Source organism: Streptomyces sp. NPDC048637 (genome assembly GCF_040650675.1).
In the GTDB taxonomy this organism is placed as follows: domain Bacteria; phylum Actinomycetota; class Actinomycetes; order Streptomycetales; family Streptomycetaceae; genus Streptomyces.
Map to the genome: position 1 here is coordinate 1 of NZ_JBEZHQ010000049.1, position 20,656 is coordinate 20,656.

The following is a 20,656-nucleotide window of genomic DNA, read 5'->3' on the forward strand; positions in this document are numbered from 1 at the left end:
ATGACCAGCTCGCCTATTCCGATACCTGAAGGAAGATCCATGCCCCCGCCGTGCTGTCGGGGGCGGCCTCGGTCCTGTCCGGGCACCTGCGCGGTGGCGGGCTCAGCCCAGCTCGTGCATCCAGCCGTGCGTGTCCTCGGCGACACCCCGCTGGATGTCCAGGAGCGCCTCGCGCAGCTTCAGCGTGACCTTGCCGGGCTCGCCGTCGGACTGGGTCCACTCGCCGCCCGCGCTCTTGACCGTGCCGACCGGGGTGATCACGGCGGCCGTGCCGCAGGCGAAGACCTCGGTGAGGGTGCCGTCCGCGGTGTCGGTCTTCCACTGGTCGATGGAGACCCGGGCCTCCTCCGACGTGTAGCCCAGATCGCGGGCGACGGACAGCAGGGAGTCACGGGTGACCCCGGCGAGCAGCGAACCGGTCAGGGTGGGGGTGACGATCTTGTCGCCGTACACGAAGTACAGGTTCATCCCGCCGAGCTCCTCGACCCACTTGTGCTCCACGGCGTCGAGGTAGGCGACCTGGTCGCAGCCCTGCGCGGCGGCCTCGGCCTGTGCGAGCAGCGACGCGGCGTAGTTGCCGCCGGTCTTGGCGTCACCCATGCCGCCGGGGACGGCACGCACCCGGTTCTCGGACAGCCAGATGGAGACCGGCTTGACGCCACCGGCGAAGTACGCGCCCGCGGGCGAGGCGATCACGACGAAGAGGTACTCGTTGGCGGGCTTCACGCCGAGGCCGACCTCGGTCGCGATCATGAACGGGCGCAGGTAGAGCGACTCCTCGCCGCCGTGCGCGGGCACCCAGTCCTTGTCCTGCTGGACGAGCAGGTCGCAGGCCTCGATGAAGGTCTCGACGGGCAGCTCCGGCATGGCCAGCCGGCGTGCGGAGGCCTGGAAGCGCCGGGCGTTGGCGTCCGGGCGGAAGGTGGCGACGGAGCCGTCGGGCCGGCGGTACGCCTTGAGGCCCTCGAAGATCTCCTGGGCGTAGTGCAGGACATTGGTCGCCGGGTCGAGGGAGAGCGGCCCGTACGGCACCAGCTGTCCGTCGTGCCAGCCGCGGCCCTCCGTCCACTTGATCGTCACCATGTGGTCGGTGAAGTGGCGGCCGAAACCGGGGCCGGCCAGGATCTGCTCCCGCTCCGCGTCGGACAGCGGGTGCGAGGAGGGCTTGAGCTCGATCGTGGGCGTCGTCATGAATGCATGTCCTTCACTGCGTGTGCGATACCTGGGGGTACCTCCCAGCGTCGGCTGGGGAGCATCACCGGCCCAGCCCTCCGGCCGGGGGTAAGGGGTTCGGCCCCCACCGTGCGGTTTGTGGCGGCCGCCCATGAGGCCTCTTGAACGTACCGGCCGTTACTGGGACGTCCGAGTTTCCTCGCGGGCAACGATGCCACGTCCGATTATCGCCCGTGGGTCCGCGCCGCCGGAACCGCGTACGCGGTCCGGGTCCGATGGTCGCACCCCGGCCGGGCGGTGACCCGGGCCGGGCCCACGCACAGCGCCGGGCCCCCTGAAGGCGGCCCGGCGCTGTGCGTGGTGCGTGTCTGCGCGGTGGGGCCTCAGCCCGCTACCCGTGCGACCAGCGCATCGCCGATCTCGTCCGTGCTCCGCGCCGAGCCTCCCCGGGCCTCCAGGTCGGCGGCCACGGCCTCCTCGATGCGGGCGGCCTGCGGCTCGTAGCCGAGGTGGCGCAGCAGCAGGGCGACGGAGAGGACCGTCGCCGTCGGGTCGGCCTTACCGGTGCCCGCGATGTCCGGCGCGGAACCGTGCACCGGCTCGAACATCGAGGGGAAGTCGCCGGTCGGGTTGATGTTCCCGGAGGCGGCCAGGCCGATACCGCCGGTGACGGCCGCGGCGAGGTCGGTGAGGATGTCACCGAAGAGGTTGTCGGTGACGATCACGTCGAAGCGCTCGGGCTGGGTGACGAAGAAGATCGTCGCGGCGTCGACATGCAGGTAGTCGGTGGTGACCTCGGGGTACTCCTGGCCGACCTTGTCGAAGATGTTCTTCCACATGTGGCCCGCGTACACCAGCACATTGTTCTTGTGCACCAGCGTGAGCTTCTTGCGGAGGCGGGAGTTGGCCCGCTCGTACGCGTCGCGGACCACGCGCTCCACACCGTAGGCCGTGTTGAGGCTGACCTCGGTGGCGACCTCGGCGGGGGTGCCGGTGCGCAGCGAGCCGCCGTTGCCGGTGTACGGGCCCTCGGTCCCCTCGCGCACCACCACGAAGTCGATGTCGGGGCGGCCGGCGAGCGGGGTGGAGGTGTTCGGGAAGAGCTTCGACGGGCGCAGGTTGACGAAGTGGTCGAAGGCGAAGCGGAGCTTGAGCAGCAGACCGCGCTCCAGCACACCGGAGGGTACGGACGGGTCGCCGATCGCGCCGAGCAGGATCGCGTCGTGCTGCTTGAGCGACTCCAGCTCCGCGTCGGGGAGGGTCTCACCGGTCGCATGCCATCGCCGGGCACCGAGGTCGTACTCCTTGGTTTCCAGCTTGACGTCCTGCGGGAGGACCGCGGTCAGGACCTTCAGGCCCTGGGCCACGACTTCCTGGCCGATACCGTCACCGGGGATCACTGCGAGGCGAATGCTGCGAGACATGCCTGGACCCTACGCTCCGTCCCATGGATTGACACGTAACGTCCGCCATACGGACACATGGGAAGGCGGTCAGCTGCCGTTCACCCGCTGTCCCCACAACGGTCGGGTCGCGCTGGGAAATTCGGCGGCATGACTGGAAATACCCGGGGGGCCGCCCCCCAGCCCTCGCACACCCCGCGCGTCGGCATCCCGGAGCAGCTGGCGGCCCGGATGAGCATGCCGGAACAGCATGACTACCTCCGTACCAAGCTGAGCCGCAGAGGTCTGCTGCGCACCTCGGCCGCCACCGCGGGAGTGGTGGCCGGCTCCGGGCTGCTGGCCGGTTCGGCCCAGGGCGTCTCGCCCACCCTGCTGTCCTCGCCCGCCACGGCCGCCGTGGACGGTTCGCTGGTCGCCCCGTTCGGCCGCCATCTGGCCTTCGGCGCCGACCCCAAGCACCAGATGCGGGTGAGCTGGCAGGTGCCGCTCGCGGTCAAGCGGCCGTATCTGCGGGTGGGTCTGAAGCCGTGGGACCTGGGGCGCAAGATCGAGGCCGAGGTCCGGCCGCTGCACACCCCGTCGCTGTCCGCGAAGCTGCCGGCCGTGCAGCAGTACTACCTGCACGCCGCGCTGGACGGGCTGCACCCGGGGACGACGTACTACTACGGCGTCGGCCACGAGGGCTTCGACCCGGCCGACCCGCGCCACTTCTCCACCGTCGGCACCTTCCGTACCGCCCCGGCCCGTCCCGAGGCGTTCGTCTTCACCGCCTTCGGCGACCAGGGCGTGAGCTACCACGCCCTCGCCAACGACCAGTTGATCCTGGGTCAGAACCCGTCCTTCCACCTGCACGCGGGCGATATCTGCTACGCGGACACCGACGGCGACGGCTCCGAGCACGACGCCTACGACGCCCGGGTCTGGGACCAGTTCCTCGCGCAGACCGAGTCGGTGGCCAAGTCCGTGCCGTGGATGGTGACCACCGGCAACCACGACATGGAGGCCTGGTACTCCCCCAACGGCTACGGCGGCCAGAACGCCCGCTGGACGCTGCCCGGCAACGGCCCGGACGCCGAGAACGCCCCCGGCGTCTACTCGTTCACCTACGGCAACACCGCCGTCGTCGCCCTGGACGCCAACGACATCTCCTACGAGATCCCCGCCAACCAGGGCTACACCGACGGCCGGCAGACCCGCTGGCTCGACCGCCGGCTGGGCGAGCTGCGCGCCGCCGACGGCATCGACTTCCTCGTGGTCTTCTTCCACCACTGCGCCTTCTCCACCACCAACTCGCACGCCTCCGACGGCGCGGTGCGCGACGCCTGGCTGCCGCTGTTCGACAAGCACCAGGTGGACCTGGTCGTCAACGGCCACAACCACGTCTACGAGCGGACCGACGCCCTCAAGAGCGGTCGGGTCGCCAAGAAGATGCCGATCGGCGCGAGCGTGGACACCACCCGCGAGGGCATCGTGTACGTGACCGCGGGCGGCGCGGGCCGGGCCCTCTACGACTTCCCCGTGCCGGACAGCTACGAGGGGCACGTCAAGGACCTCGACCACGTGGACACCTACCACTGGTCCAAGGGCCAGAAGAAGACCAAGGAAACCGTCGAGTGGTCCCGGGTCCGCTACACCGGCTACTCCTTCATCGCCGTCGAGGTCACACCGGGCAGCCACCCGCGGATGAAGGTCACCGCCCTCGCCGAGTCCGGCGAGCGCATCGACCACTTCGAGGTGACCCGCTCGCCCGCGCAGTAGCCGGGGAACGATCACCTGCAGGGGCGCCCGGGATCCGGGCGCCCCGCACGTTCAGGAGAGAAAGAGCCACCGGGCCACGGACAGCCGGATCCGCCAGCAGCAGCGGCAGGGCATCGACGCCTGCCTCGGCAGGACCGCCCCGCTTCGTGCGCGCAGCATCTCAGTGCCCGGTCGAGCCGCCGTTGTCCCGGCGGTCGAGAGCGCGCTGGAGGGCTGCGGCCGCGTTCCGGCGGTCGGCGTCGCTGGTCGTACGGGCGGAGTGACGGGTCCTGCGGACGGCAGTCTCAGCCATGATTCACGTCTCCTATGCCAGAGCCCCGAGAAGAAATGGGATGCGTCGATCCAGAAGCGGCCGGAAAACGCGGGGGCCTCGGCACGGCAGGGGTCACCTGCGCTTGCGCACGGGGCCGCATCCGCAATCGCTCGATGGAGCGTTACGTTCGGCTCCTACAACGCTAGGACAGCTCGGCCGTGATGTCTGCACAATTACTTGGGCTTCCTACTATCTGAGACGGCGGGCAGGCGGCGGGCGTGTGCTCGAACGAGTGATCCCCGGATATTTGCCGGTCACGGCCCTCCCGGCGCTCGCTAGCGTGGCGGTGTCGCTTGTGCCATGAGGCCGAGCCCGCCCACACTTAGGAGGAGGTGCTGCACCATGACCGCGCTCGCGCAGGAGGCGCCCGTGACAATGCCGGAGATCACGACACCGGAGGACACGCCCGCCGGACCCGAGGTGGACGAGGTCCTGTGGCAGACATGGAAAGCCATGGAACTCCCCGAGGGCCTTCACGCCGAGATCATCGAGGGGTTCATCGAGGTGTCGCCCACCGGACGCTTTGCACACGGTCAGATCGCCAACCTGCTTCGCCGCGCCATCGACAAGCACCTGGACGAGGGTGAGTGGGCCGCGTACCAAGACATCAACGTCGTCCACGATCGCAAAGTCTGGATCCCCGACTGCTTCATCGCGCCCGAAGATCCCGAGACACATGTCACCGATGACGGCATCGGCATCAAGGCATCCGCCGTCCAGTTGATCGTGGAGGTGGTCTCGCCGGGTCACGATGGCATCGAGCGTGACCGGGAACGTAAGCGCCGCGCGTACGCCGGCGCCGGCATCCCCGTCTACGTGCTCATCGATGACTACGACGGCCACGGCACCGTCACCGTGCTCGCCGCGCCCCGCCCCGACGAGGCGGTCTACACAGACGTGCACCGCGTGGCGTACGGCATCGACGTGATCATCCCCGAAGGCCCCGCCAAGGGCTTCGTCATCGGCGAGGCGATCACCGGCCCCCCGCGCAACGCCTGAAGCAACGCCGACGGCCCGGCACCCCCACGCGAGGGGTGCCGGGCCGCCGTCCTGCGCCAGGGCCGTCAGCCCATGTGCGGGTAGCGGTAGTCCGTCGGCGGGACCAGGGTCTCCTTGATGGAGCGGGTGGAGGTCCAGCGCATCAGGTTCTGCTTGGCGCCGGCCTTGTCGTTGGTGCCGGACGCGCGGCCGCCGCCGAAGGGCTGCTGGCCGACGACGGCGCCGGTCGGCTTGTCGTTGATGTAGAAGTTGCCGGCCGCGAAGCGCAGCAGCTCGCAGGTGCGGGCCGCCTCGGCACGGTCCTGGGCGATGACGCAACCGGTCAGGCCGTACGCCGAGGCGGACTCCATCTGGGTGAGCATCGCGTCGTAGTCGGCGTCGTCGTAGACGTAGACACCGAGGATCGGACCGAAGTACTCGTCCTTGAAGATCTCGTTCTCCGGGTCGGTGGAGACCAGGACCGTCGGGCGGACGAAGTAGCCCTCGCTGTCGTCGTACGTACCGCCGGCCACGACCTCGACGGTCGGGTCGGCCTTGGCACGGTCGATCGCCGCCTTGTTCTTGGCGAACGAGCGCTCGTCGATGACGGCGGACATGAAGTTCGACAGGTCCGAGACATCGCCCATGGAGAGGGAGTCGACCTCGGCGGCGAACTCTTCCTTGAGGCCGGAGTTCCACAGCGACGCCGGGACGTAGGCGCGGGAGGCGGCGGAGCACTTCTGGCCCTGGAACTCGAAGGCGCCACGGGTCATGGCGGTCTTCAGCACGCCGCGGTCGGCCGACGGGTGGGCGACGATGAAGTCCTTGCCGCCGGTCTCGCCGACGAGCCGCGGGTAGGTCTTGTAGTTCTCGATGTTGAGACCGACCGTCTTCCACAGGTACTGGAAGGTCTTGGTCGAACCCGTGAAGTGGATGCCCGCCAGGTCGGGGTGGGTCAGCGCCACCTCGGAGACGTCCTTGCCGTCGCCGGTGACCAGGTTGATGACGCCCTTGGGCAGCCCGGCCTCCTCCAGCAGCTGCATCAGCAGCACGGCGGCGTAGGTCTGCGTCGGGGACGGCTTCCAGACGACGACGTTGCCCATGAGAGCGGGCGCGGTCGGGAGGTTGCCGGCGATCGCGGTGAAGTTGAACGGCGTGATCGCGTAGACGAAGCCCTCAAGAGGACGGTGGTCCGAGCGGTTCCAGACGCCCGGGGAGTTCGCCGGGGGCTGCTCGGCGAGGATCTGGCGCGCGAAGTGCACGTTGAAGCGCCAGAAGTCGATGAGCTCACACGGGGTGTCGATCTCGGCCTGCTGGGCGGTCTTGGACTGGCCGAGCATGGTGGCGGCGGCCATCGTCTCGCGCCAGGGGCCGGAGAGCAGGTCGGCGGCCTTGAGGATGATCGCGGCGCGGTCGTCGAAGGACAGCGCGCGCCAGGCCGGGGCGGCGGCCAGCGCGGCGTCGACCGCGTCCTGGCCGTCCTTGACCGTGGCGTTGGCGTACGTGCCGAGACGGGCGGAGTGGTTGTGCGGCTGCACGACGTCGAAGCGCTCGCCGCCGCCCATCCGTCGTTCGCCGCCGATGGTCATCGGCAGCTCGATCGGGTTGCCGGCCAGCTCCTTGAGCTTGGCCTCCAGGCGGGAACGCTCCGGGCTGCCGGGGGCGTAGGTGTGGACCGGCTCGTTCACCGGCACGGGGACCTGGGTCACAGCGTCCATAGCGGCCGTGTCTCCTTCGATTTCGCTCGTCGCTTTTCGTACGTCGGTGGTGCGGCCGCGGCCGCTTCGGGTGGGCGGCTGCAGGCGGCGCCGTCCGGGATCATCCCCCCGGCTTCCAGCATCCACCCGCGCCCGCCTCCGCGGGGCGATCGGGCGCGAGGCGATCAGCCGCGGGTCGCCGGCGACCTCAGGCTGCCGTCTCCCGGGGGATGGCCCCCGGGACCCCGGCCGGGCCCCCGGCCGTCAGCCGCGGGTCGCCAGCGACCTCAGGAAGAACCCGAGGTTGGCGGGGCGCTCGGCCAGTCGGCGCATGAAGTAGCCGTACCAGTCGGTGCCATAGGGGATGTAGACCCGCATACGGTGCCCTTCGGCGACCAGCCGCTGCTGCTCGGCCTCGCGGATGCCGTACAGCATCTGGAATTCGTAGTCGGCCGGCTTGCGGCCGTTGCGGTGCGCCAGCTCCTGGGCGATGGCCACCATCCGCGGGTCGTGCGACCCGATCATGGGGTAACCCTCCCCCGCCATCAGGATCTTCAGGCACCGCACATAGGCCTTGTCGACTTCCCGCTTGTCCTGGAAGGCGACGGTCGCGGGCTCCTTGTACGCACCCTTGACCAGCCGCACCCGGGAGCCTTCCCCGGCGAGCGCATGGCAGTCGTCCTCGGTACGGAAGAGGTAGGACTGCAGCACCGCACCCGTCTGGGGAAAGCGTTCCCGCAGGTCGGCGAGGATCGCGAGGGTGGAGTCGACCGTGGTGTGGTCCTCCATGTCGAGGGTCACGGTCGTACCGGCCTCGGCGGCGGCCTCGACCACCGGGGTGACGTTCTTCAGCGCCAGTTCATGGCCGCCGGCCAGCGCCTGCCCGAAAGCGGACAGCTTGACCGACATCTCGGCCTTGACGCCGAGTCCGTGCTCCTTGAGGGCCGCGGCCAGCTGGAGGTAGGCATCGCGGTTGCGCAGCGCCTCGGCCGGGTCGGTGATGTCCTCGCCCAGGTGGTCGAGGGTGACCTCCAGGCCTCGCGCGGCCAGGGACCGCACGGCCGCCATGGACTCGTCCAGGCGCTCGCCGGCGACGAACCGGTCCACCACGGGCCGGGTGACCGGAGCGGCCGCCACGAGCCGGCGGATGCTGTCGCTGCGCGCTGCGGCCAGGAGCACGGGACCCAGCATGGGCACCTCCACGAATCAGAGTGACAAGTACCGGGCGGACACCGGGCGGGCGAACGCGTCGGCAATATTGAGCCACCTGAAACTTAAGGATCGCGCTACTTCCCGGCCATCGACAGCTGTCACGCCTTCGTGGTCGGGATCTCAGACAGATGTATGAGAATGGGGGTGAGGTGACCGTGTCAGTGGTGACAGTGGTGTGAGAGGTGTCCGAGACACCGGCGGTGCCGGTGGTGCGGCGACCAGGAGAGGAGCAGGGCGGCCGATGCGGGGCGACTACCAGCAGCTCGTGGACGAGATCTCGGCGGCGCTCGGCGCACCGGCGACGCTGGAGGACCGGGATTTCGGCCTGATCGCGTTCGGCGCGCACGAGGGCGACGACGACGAGGTGATGGACCCGGTCCGCACCCGCTCGATCCTCCAGCGCCGCTCCTCGGCGGCGGTACGGGCCTGGTTCGAGGCCTTCGGCATCGCCCGCGCCAAGACCGCGCTGCGCATCCCGCCGGACCCGGCCGCCGGGGTCTTCAGGGGCCGTATCTGCCTGCCCGTACGCCATCGGGGCATCGTGCACGGCTACGTCTGGCTGCTGGACGACGGGCATCTGACCGATCTCGAACTCGGCAGCCGGGGGGCGCCGCCCGACCCGCGGATCGCGCAGGCGATGGAGACCGCCGCCCGGATCGGTGCGCTGCTGGCCGACGAGGCCCGCGCCGGGTCCGAACTCGGCGATCTGCTGCGGGAGTTGCTGGTCGCACAGCCCGACGGGCAGCCGGCCGCGGCGGCCGCGCTGCGCGATGCGCTGCGGGACAGCCTGCGCTTCACCGCGGGCGCCCCGCTCACCCTGGTCGCGGTGCTGCCCTGGGACACCTCGGACACCGATGTCGCGCCGCTGCCGAGCCTGCCGGGCCTGCTCGCGGCGTGTGCGCTGCCGGCGGGCGGCGGCCCGGCGGACGGTCCGGCCGTGGGGGCGGACGACACCGAGCCCGCCGCACGCCATGGCTCGGGGCACCACGGCCGCGCCGGGTCCGCCGGCCGGCCTCAGCCCGCGGCGCCGGTGCCCGCCCTGGCCGCGCTGGTACGGCTGCGCGCGTCCGGCGCGCCCGCCCCGGCCCACACGGTGGCCGAGCATCTGCTGCGCTCCCCGCGCGCGGCCGCCGGACCGGCCGCGGGGCAGGCACCCCGCGGTGGCGGGCGCGGCGGAGGCTCCGGGCACTCTCCGCCACCCCGGCCGGGCGCCGCCGGAATCGGCGCCGGCACAAGGGAGTTGACCGACCTCCCGGCCACCTGGCGGGAGGCACTGGACGCGGCCCGCGCGGCGCACGCCGAGCCCCGGCTGGGCCCGATCACCCAATGGGACGCCATCGGCCCGTACCGCATGCTGACGGCTCTGCCGGACACCGCACCCGACCCGGCCATCGGCCCGCTGCTGGCCCCCGCACACGCGGAACTCGCGCGCACCGCCGAGGTGTTCCTCGACTGCGCGGGCCAGGCGAGCCGCACCGCACAGGCCCTGGGTATCCACCGGCAGACGCTCTACTACCGCCTGGGCCGGGTGGAGAAACTGACCGGCCTCGATCTGGACGACGGCGAGCACCGGCTACTGCTGCACATGGCCCTCAAGGCGGCGCGGCTGTGAACGGCCCGGGATCCGCGACGCCTTGAGCCGGCCGGCGGCTCATGGCGTCACACCGATCGCTCCGGAAGCGCGGCGGCCGGCTGCCGGGGCGTACGTCACTCCTTCTTCGTCAGCACCTCGCCCGCGGTGACCCGGCGCAGCGCCGTCGCCAGGTCCCGGCCGGAGGGCATGGCGTCGGGTGTGAGCAGCGACTGGACCATCAGGCCGGTGAGCAGGGCCTGGTAGAAGGAGCCGACGACGCGTGCCGCCTCCGCGTCGACCTCGGTGTCCGGCACCCCTTCGAAGATCGCGACGAGCCCCTCGCCGCCCTCCGGGAGCACCTCACCGATCGCCTCGCGCAGGGCCGTGTCGCGCGGCAGCAGCCCCAGCACCTCGACCTGCGCGGCGATGAACTCCCGCTCCGTCGTGATCCGTTGGAGGAAAAGGTCCCATACCGCGGCGAACCGCTCCAGCGGATCGCCGCCGTCCGGCATCGCCTCGTCCGCGGCCGGCACCTGTCCAACGCCGGACCCCCACTCCTCGCTGGACGCGATGATCGCCTGGCGCATCAGGGCGTCCTTGGAGCCGTAGTGGTATCCGATGGAGGCGAGGTTGGCGCCGGATGCGGCCACGATGTCGCGGGCGGTGGTGCGCGCATATCCCTTCTCCAGGAGGCAGCGCTTGGCGCCCTCCAGAAGATCTTCACGGTGTCCCATGAGGGCAGCCTATCGCCGCACATACGCTCGTACCAGACACCCGTTTTAGACGTACGTATATGCCCTCGGCGCGGCCCCGCGAAGGGCGGCGACCGGAGGGCCGGATGCGCGGCCGCGGCCTCCGCCGCTCCGGAGACCCCACCCGGGTCACCGCGGCCGGTCCGGCCCCTCGCGCCGGCCGCCCGTACCCTCGTCGAGCCCCCTTTCCCGCTCGCGCGGGTGGGTCCGGCCGCTCTCGTGCTCCTCGGCGCCGGTCTCGGGCGTCTGCTCCTTGCCACGCGCGGTGTCGCCGCTGTCGCCCGCCCCGGGTCCGGCCCGCGTACCGGCGCCGGCTCCCGCCCCTGCGCCCGCCCCGGCCATCGGCCCGTCGACCAGCTTGTTGCGCTCGCCGCCCGTGGGGGTGGGCGGTGCGGTGTCTCCTGTCGCCCGGGGGCCGGGACGGGGCGTGGGTGCGCCCTGGTCGGCGGTGCCCTGGGGGTCCGTACCCGGCCGGGTCATCCCGTAGTGGCGGTAGAGCTCGGCTTCTTCGGAGGGGTCGAGATGGCCGTTGGCGTCGATCCGCGGCGCGTCCTTGATGGTGGCCTTGGCGTGCGGAACATGCAGTTCGTCGCCGGTCCGCCGGGCGCCGGCGAGCGGGATGAAGGTCTCCTTCATGCCGAACAGCCCGGTACGCACCGTGATCCACTCGGGCTCGTTGGTGGCATCGTCCCGGTAGACCTGCTGGACCGTGCCCACCTTTGCGCCGTCCGCATCGACCACGTGCAAGCCGGTCAGACTCTGCGGGGCGTCACCCAGGGGTGCATTCATGGCGTCTCTCTCCTTCCGCACGCACCGGCGGGGGCACGCGCAGTTCCCATTGCGCGACGCGAACATCTCCCCAGCGACTCGGGAGGACCGGCGGCCGACGGCCCCGGCGGCCCCACGGCGGTGCCGACGGCCCCCGCACCCTCACCCCCGGATAGGCCATCCGGGTGAATGGTTGGCGTATGAGACCTCGCCGGGCGCCCGGTCGCGGACCGCTACGGCAGCCGTACGATGCGGGCACGCACACGGGCCCGGACCCCGCAAAAGCGGAGCCCGGGCCCGTTGACCTGCGAAAACCTGGCGATCAGTCGCCGAGGTTCACCGCGCGCACCGAGGTCGCGCCGATCTCCTCGGCGATCTCGCTGAGCACATTCGGCGGAATGGTGTCGTCGACGGTCAGCGCGACCAGCGCCTCACCACCGACATCGGCCCGCGAGACCTGCATATTGCCGATGTTGATACCCGCCTCGCCCAGGATCCTGCCGACGGTGCCGACGACACCGGGGCGGTCGCTGTAGCGCAGGAACGCCATGTGATCGGCGAGCGCCAGGTCGATGGAGTGTTCCCCGACGGCGACGACCTTCTGGATGTTCTTGTGCCCGGCGAGCGTGCCGGAGATCGAGACCTCGTCGCCGCCCGCGAGGGTGCCGCGCACAGTCACCACATTGCGGTGCTCAGGCGACTCGCTGCTGGTCGTCAGCCGCACCTCCACACCGCGCTCCTGCGCGAACAGCGGGGCGTTGACGTAGGACACCGTCTCGTCCACGACGTCCTCGAAGACGCCCTTGAGCGCGGAGAGTTCCAACACCTTGACGTCGTGCTGGGTGATCTCGCCGTACACCTCGACATCGAGGCGCATGGCGACCTCGCCGGCCAGTGCGGTGAAGATCCGGCCGAGGCGCTCGGCCAGCGGCAGTCCGGGCTTGACGTCCTCGGCGATCACCCCGCCCTGGACGTTGACCGCGTCCGGCACCAGCTCACCGGCCAGCGCCAGCCGCACCGACCTGGCGACCGCGATACCGGCCTTCTCCTGTGCCTCACCCGTCGAGGCACCGAGGTGCGGGGTGGCGACGACCTGGTCGAACTCGAAGAGCGGCGAATCGGTGCAGGGCTCGGTCGCATAGACGTCCAGGCCCGCGCCGGCCACCCGGCCCTCCTTCAGCGCGCTGGCCAGCGCCGCCTCGTCGACGATCCCGCCACGCGCGGCGTTGACGATCCGGACCGACGGCTTGACCTTGTGCAGCGCCTCGTTCCCGATGAGACCGACGGTCTCCGGCGTCTTGGGGAGGTGCACCGTGATGAAGTCCGCGACCTCGAGCAGCTCGTCGAGGGTCAGCAGCTTGACGCCCATCTGCGCGGCACGGGCCGGCTGGACGTAGGGGTCGTAGGCGACGACCTTCATTCCGAACGCCGACATCCGCTGGGCGACCAGGACGCCGATCCGGCCGAGGCCGACCACGCCGAGGGTCTTCTCGCTGAGCTCGACGCCGGTGTACTTGCTGCGCTTCCACTCGCCGTTCTTCAGGGCGGTGTTGGCCTGGGGGATGTTGCGGGCCGTGGCGACCAGCAGACCGCAGGCCAGCTCGGCGGCGGTGACGATGTTGGAGGTCGGGGCGTTGACGACCATCACGCCGGCCTTGGTGGCGGCGGAGACATCGACGTTGTCCAGGCCCACGCCCGCGCGGGCGACGACCCGCAGCTTCTTGGCGGCGGCAATGGCCTCGGCGTCGATCTTCGTCGCGCTGCGCACGAGGACGGCGTCGACGTCGGCGATGGCGGGGAGCAGCTCGGCGCGGTCCGCGCCGTTGCAGTGCCGGATGTCGAAGTCCGGGCCGAGGGCGTCGACCGTGGCGGGCGACAGCTCTTCGGCGATCAGTACGACAGGTTTCGAGCTCACGTGGTCTTCAGTCCTCACTAGTCCTTCGCGGACGGCCGTCCCGACGGCCGAAGGCGGTGAAGGGGGCATGCCGCGTGGAAGACGCACGACGCTGTGAGCCTGACGCGCTTGTGCTTGGCAGTGTAGTGGCGGTGGGGGGCGCGTCCTGTGCCGATGCGGAAGGATCACCCGTGCGTGGTTCTACGTGGCGGACAAGGCGCCGCGGGGCGCCATGGACGAGGGGGCCGCAGCTTCCGCCGCGACCCCCTGTCCTCGGGCTTACGCCTCGTCGTCCACCCAGCTCATCAGCTTGCGGAGCTTCTTGCCCGTGGTCTCGAGCAGGTGGTCCTCGTCGGCCTTCTTGTACTCGTTGTACTTCGGCAGGCCGGCGTTGTACTCCGCCATCCAGTTGTTGGCGAAGGTGCCGTCCTGGATCTCGGCGAGCACCTTCTTCATCTCGGCCTTGGTGTTCTCGTTGATGATCCGCGGGCCGGTGATGTAGTCGCCCCACTCGGCGGTCTCGGAGACCGACCAGCGCATCTTCTCCAGGCCGCCCTCGTACATCAGGTCCACGATCAGCTTCAGCTCGTGGAGGCACTCGAAGTACGCGATCTCGGGCTGGTAGCCCGCCTCGACCAGGGTCTCGAAGCCGGCCTTGACCAGCGCCGACGCGCCACCGCAGAGCACGGCCTGCTCACCGAACAGGTCGGTCTCGGTCTCCTCGGTGAAGGTGGTCTTGATGACGCCGGCGCGGGTGCCGCCGATGCCCTTGGCGTACGAGAGCGCCAGGGCGAACGCCGTGCCGGAGGCGTCCTGCTCGACGCCCGCGATGCACGGCACGCCGCGGCCTTCCTCGTACTGGCGGCGGACCAGGTGGCCCGGGCCCTTGGGGGCCACGAGGGCGACATCCACGTTGGCCGGGGGCTTGATGAAGCCGTAGCGGATGTTCAGACCGTGGCCGAAGAACAGCGCGTCGCCGTCCTTCAGGTGGTCCTTGATGGACTCCTCGTAGACCTTGGCCTGGATCGGGTCCGGCACCAGGATCATGATGACGTCGGCCTCGGCGGCCGCCTCGGCCGGCGTCACCACGCGCAGGCCCTGCTCCTCGGCCTTGGCCTTGGACTTGGAACCCTCGTGCAGACCGACCCGCACATCGACGCCCGAGTCACGCAGCGACAGCGCGTGGGCGTGGCCCTGGCTTCCGTAGCCGATGACCGCGACCTTGCGGTTCTGGATGATGGACAGGTCGGCATCGTCGTCGTAGAACAGCTCGGCCACTTCGGGTATCTCCTTGGATCTAGCGGGGTGCCCACACAGTACGTCGGGCGGGGTGGGGAAGGGCGGTGGGTCTCGCCATACGGTCCGGTTGGACCGCGGCGGTCAGGCCGTACGGTCCAGCGCGCGCAGCGAGCGGTCGGTGATGGACCGGGCGCCGCGGCCTATGGCGATGGTTCCGGACTGCACCAGTTCCTTGATGCCGTACGGCTCCAGCATCTTGAGCATCGCCTCCAGCTTTTCACTGGATCCGGTGGCCTCGATCGTGACGGCCTCGGGCGAGACGTCGACGGTCTTGGCGCGGAAGAGCTGGACGATCTCGACGATCTGCGAGCGGGTCTCGTTGTCGGCGCGGACCTTGACCAGGACCAGTTCGCGCTGGATGGCGGAGCCCGGCTCCAGCTCGACGATCTTCAGGACGTTGACGAGCTTGTTGAGCTGCTTGGTGACCTGCTCCAGCGGCAGCGACTCGACGCTGACCACGATGGTGATACGGGAGATGTCGGGGTGCTCGGTGACACCGACCGCGAGGGAGTCGATGTTGAAGCCGCGGCGGGAGAACAGGGCGGCGATCCGGGCGAGGATGCCGGGGGTGTTCTCCACCAGGACGGAGAGCGTGTGCTTGGACATGGTCTTCTCTCTTCTTCCGTGCGTCCGTGACGTCCTGGGCTCAGTCGTCTTCGTTGTCGCCGAAGTCGGGACGCACGCCCCGGGCGGCCATGACCTCGTCGTTGGAGGTGCCGGCGGCGACCATCGGCCACACCTGGGCGTCCTCGTGGACGATGAAGTCGATCACGACCGGGCGGTCGTTGATGGCGTTGGCCTTGGCGATGACCGCGTCCAGCTCCGCCGGGTCCTCACAGCGCATCGCGACACAGCCCATGGCCTCGGACAGCTTCACGAAGTCCGGGACGCGGGTGCCGCCGCTGGCCTTGCCCGCCGTCACCAGGCCGTTGGACTCGGGGCCGCTGTGCAGCACGGTGTTGGAGTAGCGCTGGTTGTAGAACAGGGTCTGCCACTGGCGGACCATGCCCAGCGCGCCGTTGTTGATGATCGCGACCTTGATCGGGATGTTGTTCAGCGCGCAGGTGACCAGTTCCTGATTGGTCATCTGGAAGCAGCCGTCGCCGTCGATCGCCCAGACCGTACGGTCCGGCTGCCCGGCCTTGGCGCCCATCGCGGCGGGGACCGCGTAGCCCATCGTTCCGGCGCCACCGGAGTTCAGCCAGGTGGAGGGCTGCTCGTAGCCGATGAAGTGGGCGGCCCACATCTGGTGCTGGCCGACGCCCGCGGCGTAGATGGTGTCGGCGGGGGCGAGCTTGCCGATCCGCTCGATGACCTGCTGCGGGGAGAGGCTGCCGTCCTCCGGCAGGTCGTAGCCGAGCGGGTAGGTGTCGCGCCAGCGGTTGAGGTCCTTCCACCAGGCGCTGTAGTCACCCTTGTGGCCGGCTTCGTGCTCGGCCTGGACGGCGACGATCAGGTCGGCGATGACCTCGCGGGCGTCCCCGACGATCGGGACGTCCGCGGCGCGGTTCTTGCCGATCTCCGCCGGGTCGATGTCCGCGTGCACGACCTTGGCGTACGGCGCGAAGGAGTCCAGCTTGCCGGTGACCCGGTCGTCGAAACGGGCGCCGAGGGTGATCAGCAGGTCCGACTTCTGCAGCGCGGTGACGGCGGTGACCGAGCCGTGCATCCCGGGCATCCCGACGTGCTGGGGGTGGCTGTCGGGGAAGGAGCCCAGGGCCATCAGAGTGGTGGTGACGGGGGCGCCGGTCAGCTCGGCGAGCACCTTGAGCTCGGCGGTGGCACCGGCCTTCATCACCCCGCCGCCGACGTAGAGCACCGGGCGCTTGGACTCGGCGATCAGCCGGGCGGCCTCGCGGATCTGCTTGGCGTGCGGCTTGGTCACCGGGCGGTAGCCGGGGAGCTCGGTGTGCGGCGGCCAGACGAAGGTGGTCTGCGCCTGGAGGGCGTCCTTGGCGATGTCGACCAGGACCGGGCCGGGACGGCCGGTGGCCGCGATGTGGAACGCCTCGGCGATCGTCCGCGGGATCTCGGCCGGGTCGGTGACCAGGAAGTTGTGCTTGGTGATCGGCATCGTGATGCCGCAGATGTCCGCTTCCTGGAACGCGTCCGTGCCGATCGCCTTGGACGCGACCTGGCCGGTGATCGCGACCAGCGGGACGGAGTCCATGTGGGCGTCGGCGATCGGGGTGACGAGGTTGGTGGCACCCGGACCCGAGGTCGCCATGCACACACCGACCTTGCCGGTGGCCTGCGCATATCCCGTAGCGGCGTGGCCGGCGCCCTGCTCGTGGCGCACCAGGACGTGCCGGACCTTCGAGGAGTCCATCATCGGGTCGTACGCGGGAAGGATCGCACCGCCGGGGATGCCGAACACGGTGTCGGCCCCGACCTCCTCGAGCGAACGGATGAGGGACTGCGCACCCGTGACGTGCTCGACGGTGGCGGGCTGCTGCGGTCCGCCGGCGTTACGGGCCCGCGGCTGCGGATGGTGGGCCCCGGAGGCCTGCTCGGTCATCTGCGTCTCTTCTCGAAGCTGAGGGTTTTGACGGGATTTGTGAGGTTGCTGTGCAACAAAAAACCCCCCGTGCCAAGTGGCAAGCGAGGGGAGCGCGTCGGTGCGATGAGCTGGTTTCGTCAGGGACCAGCTTCAGCCGACGCGCTTTCCAAGTACGAGAATTCGGGTGCGCATGGCACTGACCCTCCCCCCGCCGTGCACCGAGTGTCAAGTGGGTGGGACGGAGGTCTCACTATTTGAGCGCAATGGCGGATGCACGAGCGATTCCGGACCGACGGGACCGCCCTGTCGGCCGGGCAGACCGCTGCCGGTGAGCACCACCGCGCGCCCCTGGCCCGCCAGGTCCGGCACCGGATAGTGGGCATGCGTCAGGGACCGCCGCAGCCGGTGTTCGTCGAGCGGCCCGGAGAACGCCGTGCCCATCCCGTGCGTGCAGCCCATGGAGCGCAGCGCGAGGACCTGCTCGGGCAGATCGACGCCGTCCGCGACGGACTGCATGCCCAGGTCGCCGGCGATCCGCAGCAGCCCCGCGGTGATCTTGTGCAGCCGGGCGGACTCCACCACACCGTCCACCAGCCCGCGGTCCAGCCGCAGTACGTCGACCGGGAGCCGGCGCAGCGCGCTGATGGCGGCGTACCCGCTGCCGAAGCCGTCGAGGGCGATCCGTACGCCCAGTCGGCGCAGCGCGACCAGCCGGCGCTCCAGGTCGTCCAGCGGGATACGGGGATCGCTTTCGGACAGTTCCACGACGAGCGCGCGCGAGGGCAGTCCGTGCCGGGTGAGCAGCGACTCGACGCCCTTGGGGGACAGTGCGTGGTCCAGCAGCCGGCGGGCGGAGAGCCGGACCGCGACCGGGACCGGATAGCCGGCCCGGTGGCGCGCCGCGGCCTGCTCGACGGCCTCCTCCAGCTGCCAGCGGTCCAGCTCCGCGGCGCGGTCGCCGTCGTCGGCGAGCCGGCCGCGGTCGCCGACCCGCAGGAACTCGGCCGGGGTGAAGAGAATGCCCTGGGCGGAGCGCCAGCGGGCGTGTGCCGCGACCGCGGTGACCCGTCCGGTCGCCAGCTCCACCACCGGTTGGTGCAGCAGCGCGAACGCGCCGTCGTTCAGGGCCGTACGGAGTTTGCCGGCGAGCTCGGCGCGGTGCGCGACCTCGTTCTGCATCTGCGGGGCGTAGAGCTCCACCCGGCCCTTGCCAGCCTGCTTGGCGCGGTACATCGCGAGGTCGGCGTTGCGCAGCAGGCCCGCGGGGCTCACCCCGAGGTCGGCGAAGGCGACGCCGATGCTGGCCGCCACCCGCACGTCCCGCCCGTCGATGCGGTACGGCTCGGAGAGCTTGATGCGCAGCCGGTCGGCGATCTCGTGGATGCGGAACTCACGGGCGGCCCGGTCGCGGGTGCCGTCGCCGGTGATCAGCGCGGCGAACTCGTCGCCGCCCAGCCGCGCCGCTATGTCACCGGAGCGCACCGAGTCGGCGAGCCTGCGGGCCGCCTGCACCAGCAGTTCGTCGCCCGCCTGATGGCCGATGGTGTCATTGACCTGCTTGAAGCCGTCGAGGTCGATATAGAGCACGGCGGTGTCGTGGTCGCTGGCCCGGCGGCCGGTGACGGCCTGGGTGACGCGTTCGGTGAACAGCGCGCGGTTGGGCAGGTCGGTGAGCGCGTCGTGCGAGGCGTTGTGCTGGAGCTGGGCCTGCAGCCGGACGCGTTCGGTGACATCGCGGGAGTTGAAGATCAGGCCGCCGTGGTGGCGGTTGACCGTGGATTCGACGTTCAGCCAGCCGTCGCCGCCGGAGCGTTGCTCGCCGGCGCGGAAGCGGCATTCGATACGGGTGGTCGGTTCGTCCTCGGGGGCCGCGGCGAGGAATCTGCGGACCTCGTGCACCACCCGGCCCAGGTCCTCGGGGTGGATCAGCGAGGCCAGCTCGGAGCCGACCAGTTCCTCGGCGTCGCGGCCGTAGACACCGGCGGCGGCCGGGCTCACATAGCGGAGCACACCGGTCGGGGCGGCGATCATGATGACGTCGCTGGAGCCCTGCACCAGGGAGCGGAAGTGGTTCTCCTTCTGCGCCAGTTCCTGGGTGAGCGTGATGTTGTCGAGCAGCATGATGCCCTGGCGGACGACCAGCGCGAGGACGACCGTGCAGCCGGTGAAGAGCACCACGCGGTCGATGCGCCGCCCGTCCAGGACGTTGGTGAGGATGCCCAGCGTGCAGACGGCGGCGGCGAGATACGGGGTCAGCGCGGCGAGCGAGCCCGCGATGGGGCGGCTGCCGTGCGGCTGGACCCGGCGGGCGGCGGGTTTGACGTCCTCCTCGGTGCACTCCTCACCCGCGCGGCGGGCGACCCAGGGCGCGTAGGCCAGCAGCATCGAGCCGGCGAACCATCCGGCGTCCAGGATCTGGCCGGAGCGGTAATGCTCGCGCAGCAGCGGCGAGCTGAACAGGGCGTCGCACAGCACCGTCAACGCCAGCGCCGCGACCGCGGTGTTGATCGCCGAGCGGTGCACCGAGGAGCGCCGGAAGTGCAGCGCGAGCACCATGCTCACCAGCACGATGTCCAGCAGCGGATAGGCCAGCGACAGTGCGCTCTGCGCCACGCTGCGGCCCTGGAAATGGGCGGTGTGCGCGAGCGCGAGGCTCCATGAGAGGGTGACCAGCGACCCTGCGATCAGCCAGGAGTCGAGGCCCAGGCAGACCCAACCGGCCCTGGTCACCGGCCTCTTGGCGAGCACCAGCAGGCCCACGATGGCCGGCGGCGCGAACAGCAGGAAGCAGAAGTCGGCGAGGGAGGGGCTGGGTACCGTGACCCCTTCGATGACCTCGTACCAGCCCCATACGCCGTTGCCGAGACCGGCCATCCCGGAGGACGCGGCGAACAGCATCCATGCCGGACGGAACCGGCTGCGGCGCTTGCGTGCGTACAGCCCGCAGGAGACGGCCGCCAGGAACGCCGCGAAACTGAGGCCGAAGTCCCCCATGATGGCGGCGACTTCGGGCGACCCCCAGCCGCACGCGGCGCCGATGGCATAGCCGCCGCAGAGCACGGCCAGCACGACCTGCGGCACCGCGCTCGGCGGATTGCCGGCCGGCGCCGGTGGCCTGGAGAGCATCGCCCCGGGGGCGCTCACCGGATTCTCCCGCTCACCCGCACCGGGCGCCGTCGCGAGCGGTGCTCCTGGGGGCCTCGCAGTATTCCCGCGGGCGCTCGTGGATCGTGCTTCTCGCTACTCGTCCATCGACCGTACATCGCCCGTCGCCCCCCTCGAGTCCCGGATCGTTCGCACGCGCCGCGTCGCTCCCGGCGTCGTCCCCGCTCGGAC

The 20,656-nt window shown here is 70.6% G+C and carries 15 protein-coding genes; 3 read left to right on the forward strand and 12 right to left on the reverse strand.

Going from position 1 to position 20,656, the window contains the following annotated elements:
• Positions 1-102: 102 nt before the first annotated feature.
• Together AB0C46_RS36225 and AB0C46_RS36230 are read right to left on the reverse strand one after the other, a co-directional pair.
• Positions 103-1,191: a branched-chain amino acid aminotransferase gene (locus AB0C46_RS36225; protein WP_362833261.1), complete on the reverse strand. Its 1,089-nt coding sequence runs from the start codon at positions 1,189-1,191 to the stop codon at positions 103-105.
• Between the two features lie 365 nt (positions 1,192-1,556).
• Positions 1,557-2,597: a 3-isopropylmalate dehydrogenase gene (locus AB0C46_RS36230; RefSeq protein WP_362833263.1), complete on the reverse strand. Its 1,041-nt coding sequence runs from the start codon at positions 2,595-2,597 to the stop codon at positions 1,557-1,559.
• 129 nt (positions 2,598-2,726) lie between these two features.
• Between AB0C46_RS36230 and AB0C46_RS36235 the strand changes: the two genes are divergently transcribed.
• A complete protein-coding gene (locus AB0C46_RS36235) occupies positions 2,727-4,334 on the forward strand; it encodes a fibronectin type III domain-containing protein (RefSeq protein WP_362833264.1) in 1,608 nt (535 codons plus the stop codon).
• 160 nt (positions 4,335-4,494) lie between these two features.
• On the opposite strand, the gene AB0C46_RS36240 is transcribed toward AB0C46_RS36235, so the two are convergent.
• Positions 4,495-4,626, reverse strand: a complete 132-nt coding sequence (locus AB0C46_RS36240) for a hypothetical protein (RefSeq protein WP_088800221.1) — start codon at positions 4,624-4,626, stop codon at positions 4,495-4,497.
• Positions 4,627-4,989: 363 nt separating this feature from the next.
• Between AB0C46_RS36240 and AB0C46_RS36245 the strand changes: the two genes are divergently transcribed.
• Positions 4,990-5,646 (forward strand): Uma2 family endonuclease, encoded by a 657-nt coding sequence (locus tag AB0C46_RS36245; protein ID WP_362833266.1) that lies wholly within the window; start codon positions 4,990-4,992, stop codon positions 5,644-5,646.
• Between the two features lie 65 nt (positions 5,647-5,711).
• Here AB0C46_RS36245 and pruA read toward each other — a convergent pair whose 3' ends face one another.
• Both pruA and AB0C46_RS36255 read right to left on the reverse strand, forming a co-directional pair.
• Positions 5,712-7,343: an L-glutamate gamma-semialdehyde dehydrogenase gene (gene pruA, locus AB0C46_RS36250; RefSeq protein WP_362833267.1), complete on the reverse strand. Its 1,632-nt coding sequence runs from the start codon at positions 7,341-7,343 to the stop codon at positions 5,712-5,714.
• Positions 7,344-7,586: 243 nt separating this feature from the next.
• Entirely contained in the window at positions 7,587-8,513 is a 927-nt protein-coding gene (locus AB0C46_RS36255; protein WP_362833268.1) for a proline dehydrogenase family protein, read from the reverse strand.
• A gap of 262 nt (positions 8,514-8,775) precedes the next feature.
• Between AB0C46_RS36255 and AB0C46_RS36260 the strand changes: the two genes are divergently transcribed.
• Positions 8,776-10,146, forward strand: a complete 1,371-nt coding sequence (locus tag AB0C46_RS36260; RefSeq protein ID WP_362833270.1) for a helix-turn-helix domain-containing protein — start codon at positions 8,776-8,778, stop codon at positions 10,144-10,146.
• A gap of 95 nt (positions 10,147-10,241) precedes the next feature.
• Here AB0C46_RS36260 and AB0C46_RS36265 read toward each other — a convergent pair whose 3' ends face one another.
• The 7 genes from AB0C46_RS36265 to AB0C46_RS36295 form a co-directional block, all read right to left on the reverse strand.
• On the reverse strand, positions 10,242-10,841 hold the full coding sequence (locus tag AB0C46_RS36265; RefSeq protein ID WP_362833271.1) for a TetR/AcrR family transcriptional regulator: 600 nt from the start codon (positions 10,839-10,841) through the stop codon (positions 10,242-10,244).
• A 147-nt stretch (positions 10,842-10,988) separates the two neighbouring features.
• Positions 10,989-11,648: a PRC-barrel domain-containing protein gene (locus AB0C46_RS36270; RefSeq protein ID WP_362833272.1), complete on the reverse strand. Its 660-nt coding sequence runs from the start codon at positions 11,646-11,648 to the stop codon at positions 10,989-10,991.
• Between the two features lie 301 nt (positions 11,649-11,949).
• Positions 11,950-13,542: a phosphoglycerate dehydrogenase gene (serA, locus tag AB0C46_RS36275; protein ID WP_362833273.1), complete on the reverse strand. Its 1,593-nt coding sequence runs from the start codon at positions 13,540-13,542 to the stop codon at positions 11,950-11,952.
• Positions 13,543-13,800: 258 nt separating this feature from the next.
• Positions 13,801-14,799, reverse strand: coding sequence for a ketol-acid reductoisomerase (gene ilvC / locus AB0C46_RS36280; RefSeq protein WP_362833274.1), 999 nt, complete (start codon positions 14,797-14,799; stop codon positions 13,801-13,803).
• 102 nt (positions 14,800-14,901) lie between these two features.
• Positions 14,902-15,426 carry an acetolactate synthase small subunit gene (gene ilvN / locus AB0C46_RS36285; protein WP_018087233.1) on the reverse strand — a complete coding sequence of 175 codons (525 nt, stop codon included), beginning with the start codon at positions 15,424-15,426 and terminating at the stop codon, positions 14,902-14,904.
• Between the two features lie 40 nt (positions 15,427-15,466).
• Positions 15,467-17,338, reverse strand: a complete 1,872-nt coding sequence (locus AB0C46_RS36290) for an acetolactate synthase large subunit (protein WP_362833276.1) — start codon at positions 17,336-17,338, stop codon at positions 15,467-15,469.
• Positions 17,339-17,545: 207 nt separating this feature from the next.
• The gene (locus AB0C46_RS36295) at positions 17,546-20,446 is read right to left on the reverse strand and encodes an EAL domain-containing protein (protein ID WP_362833319.1); all 2,901 of its coding nucleotides are present in this window, start codon (positions 20,444-20,446) and stop codon (positions 17,546-17,548) included.
• Positions 20,447-20,656: the final 210 nt, after the last annotated feature.

Excerpts from the sequence above, each read along its gene's own strand:
- AB0C46_RS36225 (WP_362833261.1), bottom strand. The coding sequence starts at position 1,191 with ATGACGACGCCCACGATCGAGCTCAAGCCCTCCTCGCACCCGCTGTCC.
- AB0C46_RS36230 (WP_362833263.1), bottom strand. The coding sequence starts at position 2,597 with ATGTCTCGCAGCATTCGCCTCGCAGTGATCCCCGGTGACGGTATCGGC.
- AB0C46_RS36235 (WP_362833264.1), top strand. The coding sequence starts at position 2,727 with ATGACTGGAAATACCCGGGGGGCCGCCCCCCAGCCCTCGCACACCCCG.
- AB0C46_RS36240 (WP_088800221.1), bottom strand. The coding sequence starts at position 4,626 with ATGGCTGAGACTGCCGTCCGCAGGACCCGTCACTCCGCCCGTACGACC.
- AB0C46_RS36245 (WP_362833266.1), top strand. The coding sequence starts at position 4,990 with ATGACCGCGCTCGCGCAGGAGGCGCCCGTGACAATGCCGGAGATCACG.
- pruA (WP_362833267.1), bottom strand. The coding sequence starts at position 7,343 with ATGGACGCTGTGACCCAGGTCCCCGTGCCGGTGAACGAGCCGGTCCAC.
- AB0C46_RS36255 (WP_362833268.1), bottom strand. The coding sequence starts at position 8,513 with ATGCTGGGTCCCGTGCTCCTGGCCGCAGCGCGCAGCGACAGCATCCGC.
- AB0C46_RS36260 (WP_362833270.1), top strand. The coding sequence starts at position 8,776 with ATGCGGGGCGACTACCAGCAGCTCGTGGACGAGATCTCGGCGGCGCTC.
- AB0C46_RS36265 (WP_362833271.1), bottom strand. The coding sequence starts at position 10,841 with ATGGGACACCGTGAAGATCTTCTGGAGGGCGCCAAGCGCTGCCTCCTG.
- AB0C46_RS36270 (WP_362833272.1), bottom strand. The coding sequence starts at position 11,648 with ATGAATGCACCCCTGGGTGACGCCCCGCAGAGTCTGACCGGCTTGCAC.
- ilvN (WP_018087233.1), bottom strand. The coding sequence starts at position 15,426 with ATGTCCAAGCACACGCTCTCCGTCCTGGTGGAGAACACCCCCGGCATC.
- AB0C46_RS36290 (WP_362833276.1), bottom strand. The coding sequence starts at position 17,338 with ATGACCGAGCAGGCCTCCGGGGCCCACCATCCGCAGCCGCGGGCCCGT.
- AB0C46_RS36295 (WP_362833319.1), bottom strand. The coding sequence starts at position 20,446 with ATGCTCTCCAGGCCACCGGCGCCGGCCGGCAATCCGCCGAGCGCGGTG.